We start from the raw sequence: 21,975 nt of genomic DNA on the forward strand, positions 1-21,975 counted from the left end.
AATATTAGTCTTGATAGATTAAATTTGCTTTATCAATATTATTACTATCAATTTCAAGCACATGCTTACCTTCCACTTCAACTTGAATGATTTCATTTTCTAAGTCTACAGAAAGTAATTTCGCCTGAAACTTACGACGATTTTCGACGGCAGCAATTAATCGTAAAGCCACTTGTTGCCCAATATAAGCAGGCAATTGATTGAGTTGGAAAAATGGACGATCCCAGCCTGGCGAAGAGACTTCTAAAGCATATTCACCTGAAATTGGATCATGAACATCAAGCATTGCACCCACTTGTTGTGTCACTAAAACACAATCTTGAACGCCAATACCACGCCCTTGTTCAACTTCGCCATCTTCATTCAAGATAGGTTCAACATTCTCATCAACTGCTTTATCAATATAAATACGTAATAAAGAACGTTTACCTTGTGGTAGGAATTCAATCCCCCATAGATCTACACCACACGCAGCTACTGCTGGCGCGATTAGATCATACAATGCTTGAGATTTATTTGATAATTTCATTTACTCTCGTCGCTCTCATGCGAGCCAATCAATCTTAACCGTATAGTGAAGCACGACTATTTGACCAATTGATGTCGAACACTACACGATAGCTAAACAACCAATAAAAAAGGGCGTAAATCGCCCCTATGTTACACAGAAAACCGAAGTCCACTGTGCAAAAAGGCCCACCTTATTGTGAGCCTCTTTTAGAAACTTGGTAGCGGGAGCTGGATTTGAACCAACGACCTTCGGGTTATGAGCCCGACGAGCTACCAGACTGCTCCATCCCGCATCAATGTGCAAAATTATATACAAATATAAAAAAAAGTCAATTTAAGTTTTTTATATTTGCTTGATTAAGTTGCACCTTAATCAAATGGTAGCGGGAGCTGGATTTGAACCAACGACCTTCGGGTTATGAGCCCGACGAGCTACCAGACTGCTCCATCCCGCATCAACAACATCACTGCATACACCAAACTTACTGGTTATTAAGCTTGGTGCGGAAGGGGGGACTTGAACCCCCACGCCCGAAAGCACTACCACCTCAAGGTAGCGTGTCTACCAATTCCACCACCACCGCAGCTTTGTGGGACGCATTCTATTCCTTTAAATATAAAAAGGAAAGTGCTAATTCAACTTATTGAGTTGTTTTAGGTGCGTTTGATGAAGTTTCAGGCGATGTTACTGGTGCAGAGGTCGTGGTTTGAGCAGATTTTAAGCTATACGCATCAGCTGTTTGTTTTTTTGCAAAAACAGCCAAAGTTAAGCTCGTAGCAAAAAACAAGGCTGTAAAAATTGCAGTTAAACGAGTTAAAAAGTTACCCGCTCCCGAGGCACCAAATACCGTAGCAGCACCACCGCCACCAAACGACGCCCCCGCCTCAGCACCCTTACCTTGTTGCACTAAAACCAATCCAATAATCATAATTGCTAAAATGATATGTACAACGAGTATAAAACTATACATTTCTACTTCCTATTATTTGCTTTGAGCAAATGCTTTTGCAATTTGATAAAAAGATTGTGCATTCAGTGATGCACCTCCAACCAAAGCGCCATTAATATCAGGACATGCAGCCAACTCAACAGCATTCTCGGCTTTGACACTACCGCCATACAATATAGCCATGTTTGTACCGAATGATGTAATTTGTTTTAAGCCTTCACGTATTTTTGCATGCATTGCTTGAGCATCCGCAGGTGAAGCTGTCTTCCCTGTCCCAATTGCCCAAATCGGCTCATACGCTATCACAATATTTTGCCATTGTTCAGCTTTAACGACGGATGCAATATCACAAATTTGTTGTAATACCACTTGCTCAGCAGCACCTTGCTCACGCTGCTCTAAGCTTTCGCCAACGCAATAGATCACCGTCAAACCTGCATTTAATGCATTTTGCAGTTTTGCTTTTAAAATATTGACGTTGTCACCAAACAATTCACGGCGCTCAGAGTGTCCAATCAACACATATTCAATCTGGCTATCTTTTAACAGCTCCGCACTTACCTCACCTGTGTAAGCACCAGTACCTGCCACACGAGAAAGATCCTGAGCCACAGTATAAATGGCTCTAGTTGCATCTTTTAACTGAGCATGAATACCACTCAAGGCAATCGTCACGGGCGCTACACCAATATGACATTGCTCAGGAGAAATATTGTCCTGTTGTAGTAACTGCTTAAATTCTTCTATTAATTGGAAAGCACTCGCATGCATTGGATTCATTTTCCAATTGCCAATAACCCAAGGGGTAATCGCCGAATTCGACATACTTCGCCCACCTACAACTAATTTATAAAAAATGCCGTATATTTTACACGTATTTTTATAAAATTCAGTTTTTCTTTTCAGTTTAAGTTTCAACCAACAAAAAATAGATTTAAAAATTCTCGTCCCTTTTACATATATATGTCGATTTTTTACAATCGTTTGCTTTATTTCTAACGAAGGCTACTCTCTAAATCTGAAATTAATTTGTAAAAAAATCGATCAGTTCAAGTTTTTCAATATGAACCAAGTAAAAAACAACACTTTCTATAGTAGTATTTTTACGTAACAAAAGTATAATTTTGAGAATAGCTATTATAACCATATTGTGAGTAAGGCGGACAGATGTCAGGATTACATACGTCTCCAAAGTTTTCGGGGTTCATTCGACGTTTAGTTGAAGATGGTCATATGACTGCTGCAAATATGCAGAATGCAATTGATGCAGCCAAGAAAGCCAAACAAGATATTGTTGCTCATTTAATCGAACAACATCGTCTTTCTCCACTTACCATTGCAGAAAGCATCTCTGTAGAATTTGGCGAACCACTTTTTGATTTGGCGGTTTATGATGTTGGATTATTACCTCGAGAATTAACCGACAATAAACTCATACAAAAACATCGTGTTGTTCCGTTAACACAACGTGGACAAATTTTGTATGTTGCTACGAGTAATCCAACCAATATTGATGCATTAGATGCAATTCGTTTCAATACCAAACTTAATATTGAACCAATTATTGTTGAGCATACTAAACTTGAAAAGTTAATCGAACAACATTTTGGTGATTCAAGTAGTTTCGATTTTGGTGACAGTGAGGACTTCGACTTAGATATTGATGTTAATCAAGATTCACCTCAAGAAGATGATGATGCATCACCGCAAGGTGACGAATCCCCAATTGTCAAATATATTAATAAGCTTTTAATTGATGCAATTCGCATGGGCGCATCAGATTTACATTTTGAGCCCTATGAAAAAATGTACCGTGTGCGTTATCGTGTTGATGGTGTGCTCCGTCAAATCGCTACACCTCCGTTACAAATGGCAACCCGCTTAGCTTCTCGTTTAAAAGTCATGTCTCAAATGGATATCTCTGAAAAACGAATGCCTCAAGATGGTCGTATTAAACTCAAATTGTCAAAAACCAAAGCCATCGATTTCCGTGTAAACTCTTTACCAACACTGTTTGGGGAAAAATTAGTACTACGTATTTTGGATCCATCAAGCGCTATGCTCGGAATTGAAGCATTAGGCTATGAAGATGATCAGAAAGCATTATTCATGGAAGCACTTGAAAAGCCTCAAGGAATGCTACTGATTACGGGTCCCACAGGTTCAGGTAAAACTGTATCGCTATATACTGGTTTAAATATTCTAAACACTGAGGATACTAATATTTCAACAGCGGAAGATCCTGTTGAAATTAATTTAGAAGGCATCAACCAAGTCAACGTGAATCCCAAAACGGGGTTAACTTTCTCTGCTGCACTGAAAGCTTTTCTACGTCAAGATCCAGATGTAATCATGGTCGGTGAGATTCGTGACCTTGAAACTGCTGAAATTGCAATTAAAGCAGCTCAGACAGGTCATATGGTAATGTCAACATTACACACCAACAGCGCACCTGAAACTTTAACTCGTTTGCGTAATATGGGGGTACCCTCATTCAATATTGCAACCTCAGTCAATCTTGTCATTGCACAACGTTTAGCACGACGCTTATGTTCACAATGTAAAGCGCCCGTAGATGTACCTAAACAAAGTCTCATTGAACTTGGATTTACTGAACAAGACTTAGCCAATCCGGATTTACAGATCTTTCAACCGATTGGCTGTGCGGAATGTCGAGAAGGGTACAAAGGACGTGTAGGTATTTATGAGGTGATGAAGGTCACTCCTGCAATTTCTCAAATCATCATGGAAGATGGTAATGCACTACAAATTGCAGCGGCCTCAGAAAAAGCTGGTTTTGATAATCTGCGTCGTTCAGGTCTAAAAAAAGTGATGCAAGGTATTACTTCTTTGCAAGAAATTAACCGAGTAACAAGTGAATAAAATCAATAAAAAGGATTAAGAATCATGGTAGCGAAAAAAGCGCAAATGATGCCTACTTTTGCTTATGAAGGGGTAGATCGAAAAGGCGCCAAAATTAAAGGGGAATTACCAGCACGCAATATGGCTTTAGCAAAGGTCACATTACGCAAACAAGGCGTCACAATTAAAACCATTCGAGAAAAACGCAAAAACATTCTCGAAGGTTTAATGAAGAAAAAAATAAAGACCCTCGATATTACGATCTTTACTCGTCAATTAGCAACCATGATGAAAGCCGGCGTTCCGCTTGTGCAAGGATTCGAAATCGTTGCAGAAGGTTTAGAAAATCCCTCTATGCGAGAGGTGGTACTCGGCATTAAAGGAGAGGTTGAGGGCGGTAATACTTTTGCTGGTGCTTTACGTAAGTATCCACAATACTTTGATAATCTATTTTGCTCCCTTGTTGAATCTGGCGAACAATCTGGTGCACTTGAAACGATGCTCGATCGCGTCGCAATTTATAAAGAAAAAAGTGAATTACTGAAACAAAAAATTAAAAAGGCCATGAAATATCCTATTAGTGTATTAATAGTTGCAGTGATTGTTACAATTATTTTAATGGTCAAGGTTGTCCCTGTATTCCAGGATCTTTTTAACTCATTTGGTGCCGATCTGCCTGCATTCACGCAACTAGTCGTTAATATGTCAAAATGGATGCAAGAGTATTGGTTCATTCTTATTCTTGCAATTGGGGCAATTATTACAGCTTTTCTTGAAGCAAAAAAGCGCAGCAAAAAATTCCGCGATATTTTAGATAAAATAGCACTAAAAGCTCCTATTTTTGGTGATCTTGTTTATAAAGCAATTATTGCGCGTTACAGCCGCACGCTTGCAACTACTTTTGCAGCAGGTGTACCACTGATTGATGCTCTTGAATCTACAGCAGGTGCAACAAATAATGTGATTTACGAAGAAGCTGTCATGAAAATTCGTGAAGATGTGGCGACAGGTCAACAACTACAATTTGCAATGCGTGTTTCCAATCGCTTTCCCTCTATGGCAATTCAAATGGTTGCGATCGGTGAAGAATCTGGTGCACTAGATAGTATGTTAGACAAAGTGGCAACACACTTTGAAAATGAAGTCGACAATGCTGTTGATGGTCTTACTTCTATGATGGAACCATTAATTATGGCAATTTTAGGCGTACTTGTTGGTGGTCTAGTTATTGCCATGTATCTCCCTATCTTCCAAATGGGTTCGGTCGTTAGTTAACTATGCAAGATATTATTAGTTATTTTATAAATGAGCCAACTGCATTATATATTGCTATTGGCCTTTTCAGCCTATGTATAGGTAGTTTTTTAAATGTCGTCATCTATAGAACACCAAAGATGATGGAACAAGAATGGCATCATGAATGCCAAATATTATTACACCCAGAACAACCTATAATAGACGAAACAAAATTAACCTTAAGCACCCCACCATCTACATGTCCAAAATGTAAATCTGCTATTCGCTGGTATCAAAATATTCCTGTAATGAGTTGGTTAATGCTTCGTGGCAAATGTGGTGCTTGCCAAAATCCAATTAGTATTCGCTATCCACTTATTGAACTCTTAACAATGATTTGCTCATTAATAGTAGTTGCTATATTTGGCGCGACCGTACAAATGTTATTTGGTTTAATACTCACTTGGGTCTTAATCACATTAACGTTTATTGATTTCGACACACAGCTATTACCCGATCGCTTTACCTTGCCACTTGCCGCACTAGGCCTAGGAATCAATAGTTTCACTGTTTATACTTCTGCAGGCTCAGCGATTTGGGGCTATTTGATTGGCTTTCTATGTTTGTGGATTGTTTACTATATCTTTAAACTCGTCACAGGCAAGGAAGGCATGGGCTATGGTGATTTCAAGCTCTTAGCCGCACTCGGGGCTTGGATGGGGCCAATGATGCTACCTCTAATTGTGCTACTCTCTTCAGTTGTTGGTGCAATTATTGGTATTATTTTGATAAAAATGCGTGGTGAAAACCAACCATTTGCATTTGGTCCTTATATTGCAATTGCTGGTTGGATTGCATTTTTATGGGGAAATCAAATTATGAAAATATATCTAGGTGGATAATATGAGTTTTATCTTGGGCATTACTGGTGGCATTGGTAGTGGCAAATCCGCCGCGACACAATGGTTTGAATCCCAAGGAATTGTTGTAGTCGATGCAGATATTGTAGCTCGTGAAGTGGTTGATCTAGGTCAACCTGCTTTGAAAGAAATTCAACTTTCTTTTGGAGACTGGGTATTACTAGAAGATGGCAATCTGAATCGACGTGCACTTCGTGAACACATATTCCAGTTTCCAGAAGCGCGACAAACACTCGAAAAGATCACTCACCCTGCTATACGCCAATCCATTATTCAACAATTACAACAAGCAGAAAGTCCTTATGTCATTTTAGTTTCACCTCTTCTCTTTGAAACTAATCAGCATGAACTTGTGCATCATACCCTACTCATCGATGCAAATGAACAAACACAACTACAACGTGCAAGTCAAAGAGATGGACAAAATGAAGAACAAATCCGAAAAATTATCTCGGTACAAATGCCTCGCACCCAAAAGCAATTACTCGCAAATGATATTGTTATGAATGATGGTTTACTTGAGCACCTTCATCACCAACTAAAACCATTACATCTAAAATATCTACAAAGCGCTGAGCAAGCATTTTAATCCTGCTTCTGTTGCGCCAATCGTTCACTCAGCGTGTCTTTTTTAAACCAGCGCCACGGCTGTAATGCACCAAAACCCATTCCGACTAAACCACAAACAATCGCTGCATTTAGAGGCTCATCAAGCAGTGGAACAGCAATCACAGCTGCAATAAAAGGTGCCAAAGTAACAATACTCCCCGTTTTAAAGGCACCTAAACGCTCAATCGCAGCAACATAGGTCAATGTCGCAATAATTACGACCAATACACCATGAAATAAACCTTGAATGACTAAATGAATGGGTTCTGCTTCTTGAAAATGTTTTGGAACAAATAAAACATAGACAGGTAAATAAATAATCGCTGACCAAATTGCCACGCTCACCATGGAATGCCAAGCCGATAATTTCCATTGTTTAAGCAATACTGTAAAAATTCCCCACCAAACAGCGCTGATAAAAAAAAGTAAATCGCCTAAGCCAAAAGCGGTCGCTTGATCACGCAGCATCAGATAGCTCATCAATACAAGCGCACTTGACATGATGCTAAGACTCAACCAAGTATGTTTATCAAAAGGTTGTCTAAACAACAAATAAGCAGCAACTGCCGTACATAGAGGAATACAGCCATTTAAGAAAATTGCAGCATGGGCTGCTGGTGCTTGCAAAAAAGCAGTATAAACGGTCAGACAGTAGGCTAAACCACCTGTTAAGGCTAAAATGACTGGACGTGGATGCCATAAGAAAGCTAAATCTTTTTTATAAATGAGCACAGGCATTAAAATAAGAAAAGCAATCGCAAAACGCATGGCCACCAAGTCCCAAGCACTGACATGCCAGTGCAGATTTAAACGGGAGAGAATGGTAAAACCACCCCAGATGCACATGGTGATACAGACAAACAGATAGCCTTGCGTGCGAGCAGTCATTTTTAATTACATTGACGATAATTGTGTGAATTATACAGCATTACGCTGACGGCATGCCTCATAAAGTGCCATGCCTGTTGCCACACTGACGTTTAAACTTTGTAAATCACCAGACATGGGGATATACACGGTTTGGTCACATTGCGACTGGGTGATCGGTCTTAAGCCTATATCTTCCGCACCCATCACAATCACCACGGGACCATTAAAATCACACTGTTGAATAGGCAATGCCTTTTCGTCCAGCATAGTGCCAATCACACGGCTATGTGTGGTCTCTTTAAGATGTGCCAATGTTCGGGCCAAATTGGTGACCTGAATAAACTTCACTTTCTCAGCACCACCTGCGGCAACCTTACGTGCCGTCGGAGTTAAACTAGCCGAACGATCACGCGGTACAATCACCGCCTGAACCCCCATTGCAGCTGCGGTACGAATACATGCACCGAGATTATGCGGATCCGTCACTTGATCTAATGCCAATAACAAAGCATCTGGTGACTGCTGCATCAATTCGTCTAAATCTTTTTCATTTAAGGTTGGATGTGGTCGAACTGCAGCCACTACACCTTGATGAAAAGGTAAGCCTGCAAGCTTTTCCAAACTATCCCGACTCGCCTTTTGGACGCTAATCCCAAAAGGTTCGGCAAGTTGCAAAATCTTTTGTAATCGCTGGTCATCACGACCTTTTAAGGTAAATAAAGTCAAAACGCGTTCAGGCTCTAACTCCAACAATGACTCAACCGAATGAACGCCATAATAATATTCAGGTTTTGCCATGAACGACCTCTTGCAGTATTCCCGATCTATAAAGGGAGATTTTGAAAAAATAAAAATCCTGCAAAGTAGCTTTACAGGTGAGGAGCGAATAGCTCCACAAGGGAATTTAATAAAAAAATCCTGCAAAATGAATTTACAGGATTCTCTTTAGGTATAGTGTACCCGATTTAGCAAGCGATCAGTTAACCTTCTAAATGACATACATAATCAAGCACTTCATCAGTCTCGATGTGGAAAACACTATTTCCTGGGACATAAAAAGACTGACCTGCACGGAATAACTCACTTTCTGTACTGTCTGCAATTTTTACACGACATTCACCAGAAATGATTTCCATACGTTCTGGCACATGTGTTTCAAAAGTTAATGCCTGTTCAGTAGGTAAAATCACACCTAATGTCTTTTTAGTACCATCTTCAAATTGTACAGTATGGCTGATACATGCCCCACCAAAATATACATTTGACTTTTTAATGACCGTAACATGATCAAACTGCACTGAACTCATGCATACTCTCCAAATAATGCAGCATTTATATTAGGTTATGATGGACGTAGTTTAATTGTGCCTGCGTCACTAATCAATCCATTTTTATCATGCTTTAACAGCAATTTTTATGCCTTTCTACTAAAGTTATGTTCAACTCACAAGCGCTTTTAGATCAAAGCATCCGATCTAAACAACAATAGAAAAAATCTTATAAATTGATAGACAAGCTTTACATCACTAAATTATTCAAAACAACTCCAGAAATAAAACATGATTTCATCAACACAACGCTGATCCTCTTGTTCGATTAGCAAAATTTCTCTATCTTTATGCAAAAGATTGCGTGCACTGGATGCATATATGCTCACCCATTTAACTTTAATTAATTTTGCACTTGCAGACCATTTAGCTTTAGATATTGAACAAGGTTTCAATGTTTTGACTGGGGAAACTGGTGCAGGAAAATCGTTATTGTTAGATGCACTGTCTGCATGCTTGGGTGAACGTACCGATACCAACTATGTCCGTTATGGTGCAGATAAAGCAGATGTCACTGCTGTCTTCAGTTATCAAGCTGAAAGTGCGGAAGCAAAATGGCTTACAGAACATGAACTAGATGATGATTCTGGTGAAATTCATTTAAGACGTGTCATATTTGCGACAGGCCGAAGCAAAGCATGGATCAATGGACGCCCAAGTAGTTTGTCGGAGTTAAAAGAAATTGGGCGCTTACTGGTACAACTTTATAGCCAGCATAGCCAACAGCAATTACTTGAGCCCCCTTATCCGAAGCACTGGTTAGATCGTTATCATAATTTTGCCGAACCAGCAAATGAAGTACGTGAAGCGTATAGCACATGGCAAAAAAACATTCGCCAGCATCAAGCCGCTTTAGATGCGCAAGCCACGCGTATTCAAAAAATACAAAATTTAGAATCCCAAATAGAAGAACTTGAAGAGATTGTCCAAACGGATTATCGAGAGATTGAACAAGAGTTTGATCGTCTCAGCCATCATGAACATATTATGCAAGACTGTAGTTACAGTCTAAATGTCTTGGATGAGGCTGAACAAAATATCACTCAAGAAGTTGCTTCAATCATTCGTCGTTTAGAGTCTCATGCAGGGCGCAGTGAACAGTTATCAAATATTTATAATTCGTTACTCAATGCGCAAAGTGAGATTGAAGATGCAACCGCGAGTTTACGTCAATTTATTGATCGCCAAAGCTTTGATCCTGAGCGCATGGAACAGCTCAATACAACCTTAGAAATTTTCCATCGTCTCGCACGCAAACACCGTACCCAGCCTGAATTACTCAAACAAGAATATGAAACTTGGCAACAAGAATTAGAGCAATTACATCTATTAGAAGATCCTGAAACCTTAGCGGAACAGGTAGAAATTTCTTATCAAATTTTTATGCAAAAAGCTGAGCACCTAGATCAGATTCGTCGTACAGCCGCAGTTCCATTGGCGAAGCAATTGACTGAACAAGTGAAGCCGCTTGCTCTACCTGAAGCATATTTTGAATTTAAGTTCGAGCCAATGGAAGCAAATGCCGAAGGTCTCAGCTTTATTCAGCTTCTTTTCACTGCCAATAAAGGCATTCCACCACAACCGCTGGCTCGCGTTGCATCTGGCGGTGAACTCTCTCGTATTGCACTGGTCATGCAAGTGATGAATGCCGAAAAAACAGAATCTGAAGTTTTGGTCTTTGATGAAATTGATGTCGGAATTAGTGGTGGTACGGCCGAAGTGGTTGGTCGTTTACTCGCTGATCTGGCTCAACATGTACAACTACTCTGTATCACTCACCAAGCTCAAGTTGCTGCACAGTCTGACCAACACTTATTGGTCAAAAAACAACAAACAGATCCAGCAAGCAGTACCATTATTGAGTTGAATGAGGAACAACGCATTCTAGAACTAGCACGTATGTCTGGCGGCGTCGAGATTAGCGAAACCACCTTGCAACATGCCAAACAACTGCGTCAACTCAAATTTCAATCCGCTTAAAACGCATAACAAAATGTGAGAAAAAGATTGGCGAAATCCGATTAACTCTTGTATGTTGATAAGAAGAACCTATATAGATAGATCAGCATAATATTTTTGATGGAGAATCGCCTAGGTGACGAAACAATATCTAACTCACCGTTGTCTCATCGCTCCACCAGACATAACAGATGACTTCTTTGCCAATACTGTTATCTATGTGGCACGCCATGATGAAGATGGTGCACAAGGCATTATTATCAATCGCCCTTCTGAGTTACAAATCAAAGAATTATTGAACGATTTAGAGATTGATGCAGATAATGTGCAGCCTCATGCCGTGTTACAAGGTGGGCCATTACGCCCAGAAGCAGGTTTTGTACTACACACAGGTCAACCTACTTGGCATTCATCAATCGCAGTAGGTGAAAATGTTTGCATTACCACCAGTAAAGATATTTTGGATGCAATTGCACATAACGAAGGTGTCGGTCGTTACCAAATTGCTCTAGGCTATGCCAGCTGGGGCAAAAATCAGCTTGAAGAAGAAATGGCACGTGGTGACTGGCTGATTTGTGACTCAGACATGGATTTAATCTTTAATCTACCTTATGGCGATCGTTGGGATGCGGCATACAAAAAAATTGGGGTAGACCGTACATGGTTTGCTTCAGAGATTGGTCATGCCTGATTTTAAAACTTCGCAATCCATTATGGCCTTTGATTTTGGTACTCAAAAAATGGGGATCGCAATTGGTCAATCAACTATTGAGAGTGCTAATCCTCTGCCATTATTCGTGATGAAAGATGGTATCCCTGACTGGAACCAACTATTAAAACTCGTGAAAGAGTGGCAACCCAATCTTTTTTTAGTCGGTTTGCCATTAAATATGGATGATAGTGAATCTGAACTCTCTGCTCGCGCACGAAAATTTGCACGACGTTTGCGTCATCAAACCAATATTGAAACGTGGATGGTGGATGAGCGTTTGACTACACGCGAAGCGAGAGAAGAACTTGAGTCTTATCAAAATAAAGGCCGAGCAAAACGCTTATCGGCTGATAGTTTCGCAGCAGCACTACTCATTCAAAGTTGGTATCGTGATCCTAATGGAGTAACACCTTAATTATTTATATTTAAGCGCTTTATCACGGTATAGCACACTGATGTACCGTGATAAAATCAGATCCAGACCATGAAAATAACTGCTTTAGCACCTCTACAACCCAAAGCATTTGCATAAAATTTAGAATGCAATTCTTAAAAAATAAATCAGCTCAGACTACGTCTGATTATTTCTCAATAATTCTCACCGTTGCAGTTCGCCCTGAAACAAAAGCCAATGGATTCTGAGGCTGTTCATCTAAAATAATTTTTACAGGCACACGTTGCGCTAAACGTACCCAACTAAAAGTAGGGTTTACATTTGCCAATAGATTAGAACTACCAGAACGCTCACGATCTTCGATCCCTGTTGCAATACCTTGAACATGCCCACGAATGAATTGACGATCCCCCATCAACTGTACGGTTGCCGAATCACCGACATGAATACGATTCAATTTGGTTTCTTCAAAATAACCCACGACATAAAGCTGATGACGATCTAGCAGCGCAGCAACCGCTTGCCCAACCTTAACATAATTCCCAACACGTAAATCAAAGTTAGCTAAGGTTCCATCCGCAGGTGCAACGACTGCTGAACGACTCATATTAAGCTGAGCTAAATGTAAATTACTCTTCGCTACTTCGATCAAAGCTTGCTGTTGTTGAATGGCAGCCTCAGCCTGTTCGATACTCGCTGCTAGCTGCTCTTTTTCCGCAATCGCCTGATCGCGTGTAGCAAAAACCTGATCTTGCTCTTGCTTAGAGATTGCACCATCCATCAAACTTGCATAACGTGCTGCATTCTTCTCAGCCAATTTCATATTAGCTTCAGTCTTGACCAAATTTGCCTTTGAACCGACTAAGTTTGCACGTGCCTGAGCCAAACCGGCATTGGCTTTAGCTAAATCAGATTTAGCTTGTTCAACGTCAAGGGCTTGACGTTCTACATCAATCTTGAAAAGAACTTGTCCTTTCTTTACCGTCTGATTGTCCTGTACCAGCACCTCAGTTACTAATCCATTCACATCCGAAGCCACTTGAACCACATCACCACGCACACGACCATCACGTGTCCACGGTGCGGCATTGTAGTAATTCCATAAATGCACGACTGCATATATCGCAATCAAAACCGAAAGTACTAATACAATTGGACGTATGACTTTTCGTACATCAAATGCATTCATGTTCATCACCTTTACCACATATTTTTAAATCATTAAATTTCGGAGAGAGCTACTTAAAGGCTTGTACCTTGTAAATAAAGACATAACCAATGCATACACAGCAACAATCCCAAGTACAAACACAAGTTGAAAATGTTCGGTAGTACAATCCAACCTCTCATAACTAAGCGGTCGATCAGTGGACTCATCAGCTTAAAGAGCACGTAGGCGATGATGGCTTGCACCAAAAGAATTGGAATATAGATTCCATAAACGTTAATCTCACCCATGCAATACACCTAAATCATATGTTTCTGAATCCATCTTTTGTGTTGAGACATGCCCTATGCTTTCACAAATATTATTCAGAGAAATCAACATTCTTTGAGCGAGTTGCTCATCTTCAATTTGCAGTGCAATCCGCTCTAATAGATCAATCTGCTGTACAATTCGAATTGGAAAATGGTTCAGAGAAAGTTGTTTCTCTTGCATTTGAAAATATTCTGTCAGTTGCTGTTGCAGCACATTGACTTCATTTTTCAAACTCACCAATTGGGGGAGTTTTTGGCTAATTTCTTGCAATCGGACTAAGTCAATAATTGAACTACTTTCAATCAAAGCATTCTGAATCGAAATCTTAACTTGAGGATTTTGAACCATTTTGGTATTCAATACTCCAACACGGTCCAGCATACTGCGTAGATGAATTTTGAAATCACTACCATAAGATAGATTTAATGCCTGACGCATCGCCTGATAATGTAAAGTTAAAATTCGCGTTGCACTGGTATCAGGTGAAACAGCTCGAACTAAATCAATCACAATTAGTGAAACCAATACGCCCAAGACCATTGCAAATGAACTATCTAAATAAGAAACAGCATCCATGCTGTATTTATTATGCAGATTCAATCCCATCATGGTGTTAATCCCAAGTACCATCCCTACAGGCATTAACATTTGATTGGCCATCATGGTGACCGCCACTAAAAACACAGGAAAGAGCACCAAAGCCAATTGCCAAAAATGAGTCACATGCGGAAAAATACCAAATGCATATAAGAATACTAAGCCTGCGGATACAATACTGCCCCAAATGAAAATCCGTAGCACAGGTACTGGGTTATCCAAAGCCGTTAAGATACACGCCGTGATAGCCCCCATTTGCGCCATCATAAAACCCGCCTTCCAACCAGACAGAATCCAAGCTGCAGTGACAATAAAAGTAATCAGTACGGCACTAATTCCACCTCGTATCGCAATACCATGATCACGATGTAAACTTGGATATTTCGTCGTAATGGCTGTAATTTCTATTGGAATTTCTTTATTACCTTGCTGAATCTGTTGCCAAAGTAGTTTTACTGCCAAGATATTGGCTATAAAATGACGAACATCCATCTTTAATGCAGCCAATACAACTTCCTGTTCAGACGTTGCTTTAGAAATCAGCTCAGCGAAATCCTCTTCAAATCCAATCGGCAAAGTCTGTAAATCAGCAGGTACTAAACTTTTCTCTTGTTTTAAAAATGTCAAAGTATGCTGACGAAGCATATCCAAATGCGAAACAAGATTAACTAAATGCAAATGTTCGAGTTGTTTCACACGTTGAGACAATGCCACCAAATTCGCAACCACCAATGACACTTGATGTAGCATTTCTTGTAAAGGCTTGGTCATGCCTTTCAACTCACCTTTCTCATAAGCCAAATGTACAGCTAAAGCATGAATATCAGAGGCATCACGAGTAATCACAGATAAAACTTGCGTGTAATTTTCAGGTGTTTCTTGAACTGCAATCAATTTTTCAAAAGTTGCTTCTAGATCGTTTAAGGTTTTATTGACACGTTGCTTGATCATTGCGCCAACATGAACTGGAAAAAAAGTTGCCGAAACAACGGCAGAAGAGACCACCCCAACTGAGATTTCAAGTACACGTGCAACAGCGATATCAAAAATATTGTAGGTATCGATATAGGTAATTGCATTGTAAACAATCATGGCAGTTGAATATCCTGCCAACATAAATACGTAGCTACGCGGCGTGCGGTCTAGTAATGACACATATAAAGCAAAGCCCACCCAGAGAGATAAAATAACCGTAAATAACCACGGTGTATTAATTAAATGTGGGGTCAATAACAGTGCTATGACTGCCCCTGCAACAGTTCCAATCAAACGATACACACATTTCGAAGACACCATTCCTGAATAAGGATTGGCAATAATCATGACCGTTCCAATCGACCACATCGGATTAATCAAATCTAATTCAAAAGAAATAAACAGTGCCAGCATGCCTGCTACAAAGGTTTTACAAACAAAAATAAGATCAAGTCGGCTTGGTCTGAAAGCTAACAGCTGTTTAAGTAACATGAATATGTCTCAATTCTAAGTCAGCCTGATCTAATGACACATAACAATGTGGCACGAAGTTACACCGATTTGGAGTATCAAATCAGTTGACAAGAAAAAGCTGATTATGGGGAGCAAGGCATAGTATCTAGAGCAAATGGAGATAATTTAACGAATTTCATTATCCAATGAAGACACTATATCTATAATTTTTTCAAAACAAAGCAAATTAGTCAACATAAATTATCACTATTTGATAATTTTTCATTTTAATTTAAAATATTTTCAATAAAAGCCATATTTTTTCTCAATTCAAGGCTTAATTGGTCGAGCAAAAATATTCCGACCTAAAAGTCCATACACGATCTCAGGCTTTTCTGTTATAAAGCAATAAAAGTTCGATTTTCACGTTATTTTTAAGGAGTAGACAACGCATCATGGCAATTTCGAGTTTTGGTAAAATTCTCACCGTGCTGGATTTATTTTCAGTTTCACGTCCGATTATCAATGTCGATATCATTTGTGATGAGCTTGGTCTCTCAAAACCCACAGCCTATCGTTATCTTAAAGAACTTGTTTCAACAGATATTTTAAAACGCATTAGTGGTACATCAGGAGACTACACTTTAGGTTCTAAAATTGCCGTTCTTGATTATATTTCTCATAGTACTGATCCATTGGTTCAGATCAGTATTCCTTTTATGCGTGATATCGTAGATCGTACTGAACTCTGTTGTTTACTAACCTATTTAAACCATGATTATTGTATTGATCTACACCATGAAACCTTTAAAGAAGCAGAACTTATCTCTTACGGAAGAGGTTGTCCACGCCCTGTTTATGTAGGTGCTTCACCCAAAATTGTGATTGCTCATCTTTCCAAGCAACATATTCAAGCTTATTATCATCAGTTTACTCAGGAACTTGCTCAGGTAGGCTTTGCCCATAGCCTCGACGAATTCACTCAGCAAATGCGGAAAATTAAAAAACAAGGCTTTTATTTATCGCAGGGTGAGATTGACCCGATGGTATGTGGCCTTTCCGTGCCGATTCGCTTTTCTACTAAAGAAGCGCCAATTGCACTCACGCTAGTAGCATCAAAAAATCGTTTTGATTTCTTGAATATTCAAAAACTGATCGAGATCTTGCAAAATAATGCAGCGCAAATTGAACATAAATTTGCAACACTTTCCGAAAATCAGTCAAACTGAATTGAGAATTTTAAAAAATATTTACATTTTTATCCGTTGTAAATAGCAATATATTCTCATATTATGATTATGTTCTTCAGCATACCCTGCTAAAAAGAGTATGACTTTCCTCAGAGAACTAAGCCCATCTTTGTTATGGGCTTTTTTCTTGACCAGTTCTTATCGAAAGGCATAAAAAAGCCTTTCAAAAGAAAGGCTTTCATTTATATGGCTATACAAAAAATCGTTAGGGCTGCTTCAGATAAGGCCAAGCAGCTTTCATATAAATAAACATCGACCACAACGTCAAAATCACTGCCGCATAAAGCAAAGCGTAGGCCCACATTTCCAGTGGTTTCCAGTTCAACAGGAACACACTAATCGCAATCATTTGAAATGCTGTTTTATACTTTCCTACTGTAGAAACTGCAACGCTCGTACGTGCACCTAATTCAGCCATCCATTCACGCAATGCCGAAACGGTAATTTCACGGGAAATAATCACGATCGCCGCAAAAGCCATTGAAATGGTTGGTTGCCATTGCACCAATACAATCAATGCGGCTGCAACCATAAGCTTATCGGCGACTGGATCAAGGAAACGCCCGAAAGCAGAAGTCTGATTCAAAGTCCGAGCTAAATAACCATCGAACCAATCTGTCACTGCTGCAAGAACAAAGATTGCAGTCAATATCAGATGTCGCATCATTCCCCCATGATGCTCAGCAATCCCAATGGCAGGCGGCCAATAGGCAATTGCCAGAAACACGGGAATAAGGGCAATACGCGCCAAAGTTAAAATATTAGGAATGTTCAGGATTCGCCCTGTGCTCATAAACACCGCCATGTTGTTCGCATCAAATATGCATGTCGCACAAAGGATGTGCCGAGATTGTATCCATCTGTAAGCAACTTTATACGAAATGCACGGCAGTGTCGACTAGGCAAAAACGGCAACTGTTTGTCGAAGTATCGCAATCAGTTGATTTTCATCATCCCAAAGATAGGCATACTCGGTTGAATAACCATGTTCAGCATATTCAGTCACTACTTTGTATTTGAACCAATCCTGTACTTGATGAGCAATCGGCTGCAAATAGGTAATCTGCCAAGTTAATGAGCTTGCAGGTGCAGGGGTTTTAAACATTGGTAACACACCCGGTGGCCACACATCCATCAATCCAAATAGATCTGCCAATTTCATTTCGCGATTTGGATGCAACTGAGGCATAAAACGACACCATCCACCAAAATCAGGCACTTTGCTGCCAGCCATTGGATAATTACCTTCAGCCCAACATAGTTCAAACTGTTGCAAACATTGTGGCATTAAGCCTTCAATATAAGCTGTTTTTTCCAACTGTGCTGGCAGTGGATAATCAGGAACTTGCGGTAGATTTTGCACATGAATCCGAGATTCACGCTGCGAACCAAAACTCGCAATTAATATACTTTGTACAGTATCTGCTTGCCATAACCGCACTTCTAAGGTTGTAACCGATTTACCCTCTCGCAACACCTCCGCCGTGAGTTTAGCCTGCCCTTCTTGCACAGGACCAATAAGGGTCACATTACAACTCAATAACTGCTTTGTTGTATCATGAACCACGCTCTGCGCCTTTTGGATTAATAATCCTGCAACTAAACCGCCAAATACGGTACGGCCTTGTAACCATCCTGAGGGAATATCAATCCACTCTTGATGTTCAACTTGTTGATACAGCGGAAGCAATGACATTATCTTTCCTTAATCGTCAAACCATCTTATCTTTAAATGTTTTTATCTGTTTGTGAATGATCATTGACGCATCAGTCATTGAGAGATTGAGCCAATCGGTCAAATTATTCATGCAAAATTTTATAAATCGTTCTCGCCATGACTTCACCCAAACCTGGTACAAGCATCAACTCTTTTTCTGAAGCTTTTAAAACACCCTGAATCCCACCAAAATGAGTGAGTAGATCACGACGGCGTTTTGGCCCTAGCCCAGGAATAGCTTCCAAAACTGAACTACTACGGCGTTTATCACGCTTAGCTCGATGTTTGGTAATGGCGAAACGATGCGCTTCATCTCGCACTTGTTGGATGAGGTGTAAAGCTTTATGGTCTTCGGGTAATTGAATCTTAGTGCCATCAGTAAAATGCAGCGTTTCTAATCCCGGTTTACGTCCCTCACCTTTAGAAACACCAATCATAAAAGCATCAAGTGCTAATTCTTGCATGACCTCCATCGCCATATGCAATTGCCCTTTACCACCATCAATCAAGAGTAGATCAGGTAACATATTTTTTTTATAACGGCGTATCAACGCTTGGCGCATCGCCGCATAATCATCACCGCCCGTAATATCCTGAATCGCAAACTGACGATAATCTCGCTTTCTTGCACCACCCTGATCAAAGACCACACAAGAAGCAATCGGTGCTTCACCCATGGTATGACTGATATCAAAACATTCAATCCGATCAATCGGACGCCCAACCACTTGTTCAAGTTGATGAAAACGCTCGTTTAATTCCAAGTGATTACTCAGTTTGCCTTTAATCGCATGTTGCACATTCATTTGCGCCAGTTCTAGCCATTCAGCCCGAGTCTCTCGCACTTTATGCTTGATTTGAACTTTCTTATTGAAGCTTTGCTGTAATGCTTCTTCTAATTGTTTTTGATCGGGAATATCTACATTTACAATCAATTCTGATGGCACTTCATCCGCCACTTGGAAATAGAAATTCGCCATAAAATCATTCAGCATTTGCGCCAAATCATCTCCCAACATATCTGGAAAATAACTTTTTCCACCAAGCATACGCCCATTACGAACATGCATGATTTGTACACAAGTCACACCCGCTTGGTAAGCAATCGCCAAAATATCGGCTTCGCCTTTGATCTTAAATACTGCTTGTTGTGCTTGAACCTCGCGCAATAACGCGAGGCGATCACGATAAAATACGGCTTTTTCAAACTCAAGAGCTTCGGCAGCCTGTTCCATTTTTCCAATCAGCTCTTGATTGAGTTCTTTGGTATCACCTTGTAAAAAACGAATTGAATTGTCCACATCTTCCTTATAGTCCTGAGGGCTAATCAGACCGACACAAGGCGCTGTACAACGTTTAATCTGATACTGTAAACAAGGGCGTTTACGTTGTGAAAAATAACTGTTTTCACATTGGCGCACATTAAATAATTTTTGTAAAACCAGTAAGGTATCTCGTGCACTATAGGCACTGGGATAAGGCCCAAAAAACTTGCCGACCTGATGCTTGCCCTTGCCACGCCCACTGGCAATGCGGGGATAGGGCTTGTCTGCCGAGACAAAGATATACACATACGACTTATCATCGCGCAGCATAATGTTGTATGGCGGACGATGTAATTTAATCAGATTTTGTTCAAGTAATAATGCTTCAGTTTCAGAACGAACAACCAAACTTTCGATGTCATAAATTCGCGCAACTAAAGCCTGTGTCTTAGGATGGTCAATCGTTTTAACAAAATAGCTGGATACACGATTCTTTAAGTTTTTGGCTTTCCCAACATACAGTAACTCTCCATCTTTGCCGAGCATTTTATAAACACCAGGCAATTGAGTCATATGAGTCAGGATTTTTTCAATATGTTCACGCGCGTTTGGATTCACAGCAGACTTTCATCATCAGTAATGCTTTCGATGATGTAGTCTGCATAAATCAATTTCAAGTCAATTGAGCCAAAATGCATCAATTCAATAACTCAAATAACACCTATCATTTAAAAACTCGACTCAATACTTGATCAGCGCTCTTAAATGCAGACTCATGAAAGAAATCACAGGCTAGTTCATTTACATGTGACAGATTTTGGGTTGGATAAGATTCAATATAATCTTGAGTACTCAACTGAACTTGTTTTTGCCAACATTAATAAACAAATAAATAACTAAATCATCGTTATAAAAAAACGCCCTTTCGGGCGTTGATCTCATTCAGACTTAAAATACATAAGGTCGAATAAAAATTAAGAAAAATAGCCCTAACATGATGAACCATTTCAAAAAATAATATAAACCACGATTGCTTGCTTTTAAGGCTTTGGCTTTTAAACGAAACTGATAAATATAACCAAAGACTTTATTTAAGCCACCTGTTTGATCACCCGCTTCGTTAGGTGAACTGGCTGCCGTCATGACACTTTTACCAAACCAATGATTAAACTTTTCCATAAAACGGGTTTTTAATGGGCGTTCTACATCAGCGAAAAAGATAATACGATTCTGGTTCGTCGTGTTTTCCGCATAATGGATATAGGTTTCATCAAACACCACACTTTCACCATCACGCCACGAATATCGCTGACCATCAACATCAATAAAACAGCGATCATCATTGGGTGTAATCAAACCTAAATGGTAACGCAATGAACCCGCATAAGGATCACGATGGCGAACTAAACGGCTATCTGGTGCTAACTCAGTAAACATCGCAGCTTTAATTGTTGGAAGCGTTTTTAATAATGCGGTTGTTTTTGGGCAAAGTTCAGCAGCAGATGGATGTGCCGAGTCATACCATTTCAAATAGAAACGTTTCCAACCTGTTTTAAAGAAGGAGTTGAAACCGAGGTCATCATAACTACTTGAAGCTTTAATCCCACCTTTGTCATATAAAGCTTTGGCTTCGTCTCGAATCATTTCCCAATTTTCATCTAAAACTTTTAAATCTTTAAAATACTGCGTATCAATATAAGGTTGATTCGGTACTTTAGAAAACATGTACATTAAAAAGTTTATAGGTGCAAGAATCGTTGAATGATCGAAAAATTGACGATAAAACGAATGTTTTACTTTACCGCGTCGTTGAATATACAAAGCTGAAATGATAAAAATCGCTAAAATGATCCATTTAACCATTGAAAAAATCGACCAAAAAAATGAA

Annotated in this window: 21 protein-coding genes and 3 tRNA genes; 8 read left to right on the forward strand and 16 right to left on the reverse strand. The window is 39.7% G+C overall.

The genetic code is table 11. The annotated features are described in order from the left end of the window. Nucleotides 1-4 precede the first annotated feature (4 nt). From rimP to tpiA, 6 genes are all read right to left on the reverse strand, one after another. Entirely contained in the window at nucleotides 5-529 is a 525-nt protein-coding gene (gene rimP / locus M5121_RS02355) for a ribosome maturation factor RimP (protein WP_087536896.1), read from the reverse strand. 197 nt (nucleotides 530-726) lie between these two features. Beyond that, nucleotides 727-803: transfer RNA gene (locus M5121_RS02360), tRNA-Met, on the reverse strand. An 85-nt stretch (nucleotides 804-888) separates the two neighbouring features. Next, nucleotides 889-965, reverse strand: a tRNA-Met gene (locus M5121_RS02365). 44 nt (nucleotides 966-1,009) lie between these two features. Further along, nucleotides 1,010-1,094: transfer RNA gene (locus M5121_RS02370), tRNA-Leu, on the reverse strand. A 57-nt stretch (nucleotides 1,095-1,151) separates the two neighbouring features. Further along, on the reverse strand, nucleotides 1,152-1,481 hold the full coding sequence (gene secG / locus M5121_RS02375) for a preprotein translocase subunit SecG (protein ID WP_005162938.1): 330 nt from the start codon (nucleotides 1,479-1,481) through the stop codon (nucleotides 1,152-1,154). A 12-nt stretch (nucleotides 1,482-1,493) separates the two neighbouring features. Next, nucleotides 1,494-2,285 (reverse strand): triose-phosphate isomerase, encoded by a 792-nt coding sequence (gene tpiA / locus M5121_RS02380; protein ID WP_249570187.1) that lies wholly within the window; start codon nucleotides 2,283-2,285, stop codon nucleotides 1,494-1,496. 342 nt (nucleotides 2,286-2,627) lie between these two features. Between tpiA and pilB the strand changes: the two genes are divergently transcribed. Genes pilB through coaE form a run of 4 tightly spaced genes read left to right on the forward strand, consistent with a single transcriptional unit; the run spans nucleotide 2,628 to nucleotide 7,067 of the window. Continuing rightward, nucleotides 2,628-4,343, forward strand: coding sequence for a type IV-A pilus assembly ATPase PilB (pilB, locus tag M5121_RS02385; protein ID WP_249570188.1), 1,716 nt, complete (start codon nucleotides 2,628-2,630; stop codon nucleotides 4,341-4,343). 24 nt (nucleotides 4,344-4,367) lie between these two features. Further along, entirely contained in the window at nucleotides 4,368-5,597 is a 1,230-nt protein-coding gene (locus M5121_RS02390; protein ID WP_249570189.1) for a type II secretion system F family protein, read from the forward strand. Nucleotides 5,598-5,599: 2 nt separating this feature from the next. Beyond that, nucleotides 5,600-6,460: a prepilin peptidase gene (locus tag M5121_RS15855; protein WP_283772246.1), complete on the forward strand. Its 861-nt coding sequence runs from the start codon at nucleotides 5,600-5,602 to the stop codon at nucleotides 6,458-6,460. A 1-nt stretch (nucleotide 6,461) separates the two neighbouring features. After that, nucleotides 6,462-7,067 carry a dephospho-CoA kinase gene (coaE, locus tag M5121_RS02405; protein ID WP_249570190.1) on the forward strand — a complete coding sequence of 202 codons (606 nt, stop codon included), beginning with the start codon at nucleotides 6,462-6,464 and terminating at the stop codon, nucleotides 7,065-7,067. Here the strand turns inward: coaE and M5121_RS02410 are convergent. The 3 genes from M5121_RS02410 to ppnP all read right to left on the reverse strand — a co-directional run bounded on the left by M5121_RS02410 (nucleotide 7,064) and on the right by ppnP (nucleotide 9,264). Next, nucleotides 7,064-7,975 carry a DMT family transporter gene (locus M5121_RS02410; protein ID WP_249570191.1) on the reverse strand — a complete coding sequence of 304 codons (912 nt, stop codon included), beginning with the start codon at nucleotides 7,973-7,975 and terminating at the stop codon, nucleotides 7,064-7,066. The genes coaE and M5121_RS02410 overlap by 4 nt on opposite strands. A 30-nt stretch (nucleotides 7,976-8,005) precedes the next feature. Further along, nucleotides 8,006-8,755 carry a 23S rRNA (guanosine(2251)-2'-O)-methyltransferase RlmB gene (gene rlmB / locus M5121_RS02415; RefSeq protein ID WP_249570192.1) on the reverse strand — a complete coding sequence of 250 codons (750 nt, stop codon included), beginning with the start codon at nucleotides 8,753-8,755 and terminating at the stop codon, nucleotides 8,006-8,008. A 182-nt stretch (nucleotides 8,756-8,937) separates the two neighbouring features. Continuing rightward, entirely contained in the window at nucleotides 8,938-9,264 is a 327-nt protein-coding gene (gene ppnP, locus M5121_RS02420) for a pyrimidine/purine nucleoside phosphorylase (RefSeq protein ID WP_004659291.1), read from the reverse strand. 342 nt (nucleotides 9,265-9,606) lie between these two features. On the opposite strand from ppnP, the gene recN reads away from it, so the two are divergent. From recN to ruvX, 3 genes are all read left to right on the forward strand, one after another. After that, the gene (gene recN, locus M5121_RS02425; RefSeq protein ID WP_087547947.1) at nucleotides 9,607-11,265 is read left to right on the forward strand and encodes a DNA repair protein RecN; all 1,659 of its coding nucleotides are present in this window, start codon (nucleotides 9,607-9,609) and stop codon (nucleotides 11,263-11,265) included. Nucleotides 11,266-11,380: 115 nt separating this feature from the next. Continuing rightward, nucleotides 11,381-11,935, forward strand: a complete 555-nt coding sequence (locus M5121_RS02430) for a YqgE/AlgH family protein (protein WP_004659294.1) — start codon at nucleotides 11,381-11,383, stop codon at nucleotides 11,933-11,935. Next, nucleotides 11,928-12,371 carry a Holliday junction resolvase RuvX gene (ruvX, locus tag M5121_RS02435; RefSeq protein ID WP_087543060.1) on the forward strand — a complete coding sequence of 148 codons (444 nt, stop codon included), beginning with the start codon at nucleotides 11,928-11,930 and terminating at the stop codon, nucleotides 12,369-12,371. The genes M5121_RS02430 and ruvX overlap by 8 nt, the downstream gene beginning before the upstream one ends. A 166-nt stretch (nucleotides 12,372-12,537) precedes the next feature. On the opposite strand, the gene M5121_RS02440 is transcribed toward ruvX, so the two are convergent. From M5121_RS02440 to M5121_RS02450, 3 genes are read right to left on the reverse strand one after another with little or no spacing between them, the layout of a single operon-like run. Then, nucleotides 12,538-13,539 carry an HlyD family secretion protein gene (locus M5121_RS02440; protein WP_249570193.1) on the reverse strand — a complete coding sequence of 334 codons (1,002 nt, stop codon included), beginning with the start codon at nucleotides 13,537-13,539 and terminating at the stop codon, nucleotides 12,538-12,540. Nucleotides 13,540-13,592: 53 nt separating this feature from the next. Further along, on the reverse strand, nucleotides 13,593-13,808 hold the full coding sequence (locus M5121_RS02445; RefSeq protein WP_004659299.1) for a DUF1656 domain-containing protein: 216 nt from the start codon (nucleotides 13,806-13,808) through the stop codon (nucleotides 13,593-13,595). Next, complete coding sequence (locus M5121_RS02450) at nucleotides 13,801-15,894, reverse strand: FUSC family protein (RefSeq protein WP_249570194.1); 2,094 nt, start codon at nucleotides 15,892-15,894, stop codon at nucleotides 13,801-13,803. The genes M5121_RS02445 and M5121_RS02450 overlap by 8 nt, the downstream gene beginning before the upstream one ends. Before the next feature lie 416 nt (nucleotides 15,895-16,310). Between M5121_RS02450 and M5121_RS02455 the strand changes: the two genes are divergently transcribed. Further along, complete coding sequence (locus M5121_RS02455; protein WP_249570195.1) at nucleotides 16,311-17,084, forward strand: IclR family transcriptional regulator; 774 nt, start codon at nucleotides 16,311-16,313, stop codon at nucleotides 17,082-17,084. Between the two features lie 226 nt (nucleotides 17,085-17,310). On the opposite strand, the gene pgsA is transcribed toward M5121_RS02455, so the two are convergent. From pgsA to lpxO, 4 genes are all read right to left on the reverse strand, one after another. Continuing rightward, entirely contained in the window at nucleotides 17,311-17,898 is a 588-nt protein-coding gene (gene pgsA / locus M5121_RS02460; RefSeq protein ID WP_004674390.1) for a CDP-diacylglycerol--glycerol-3-phosphate 3-phosphatidyltransferase, read from the reverse strand. A gap of 105 nt (nucleotides 17,899-18,003) precedes the next feature. After that, on the reverse strand, nucleotides 18,004-18,801 hold the full coding sequence (locus M5121_RS02465; RefSeq protein WP_249570196.1) for a thioesterase family protein: 798 nt from the start codon (nucleotides 18,799-18,801) through the stop codon (nucleotides 18,004-18,006). 104 nt (nucleotides 18,802-18,905) lie between these two features. Continuing rightward, on the reverse strand, nucleotides 18,906-20,705 hold the full coding sequence (gene uvrC, locus M5121_RS02470; RefSeq protein WP_005162980.1) for an excinuclease ABC subunit UvrC: 1,800 nt from the start codon (nucleotides 20,703-20,705) through the stop codon (nucleotides 18,906-18,908). Between the two features lie 330 nt (nucleotides 20,706-21,035). Next, complete coding sequence (lpxO, locus tag M5121_RS02475) at nucleotides 21,036-21,950, reverse strand: lipid A hydroxylase LpxO (protein WP_249570197.1); 915 nt, start codon at nucleotides 21,948-21,950, stop codon at nucleotides 21,036-21,038. Nucleotides 21,951-21,975 lie beyond the last annotated feature (25 nt).

This window comes from Acinetobacter sp. ANC5681, assembly GCF_023488045.1.
Taxonomy (GTDB): Bacteria; Pseudomonadota; Gammaproteobacteria; order Pseudomonadales; family Moraxellaceae; genus Acinetobacter.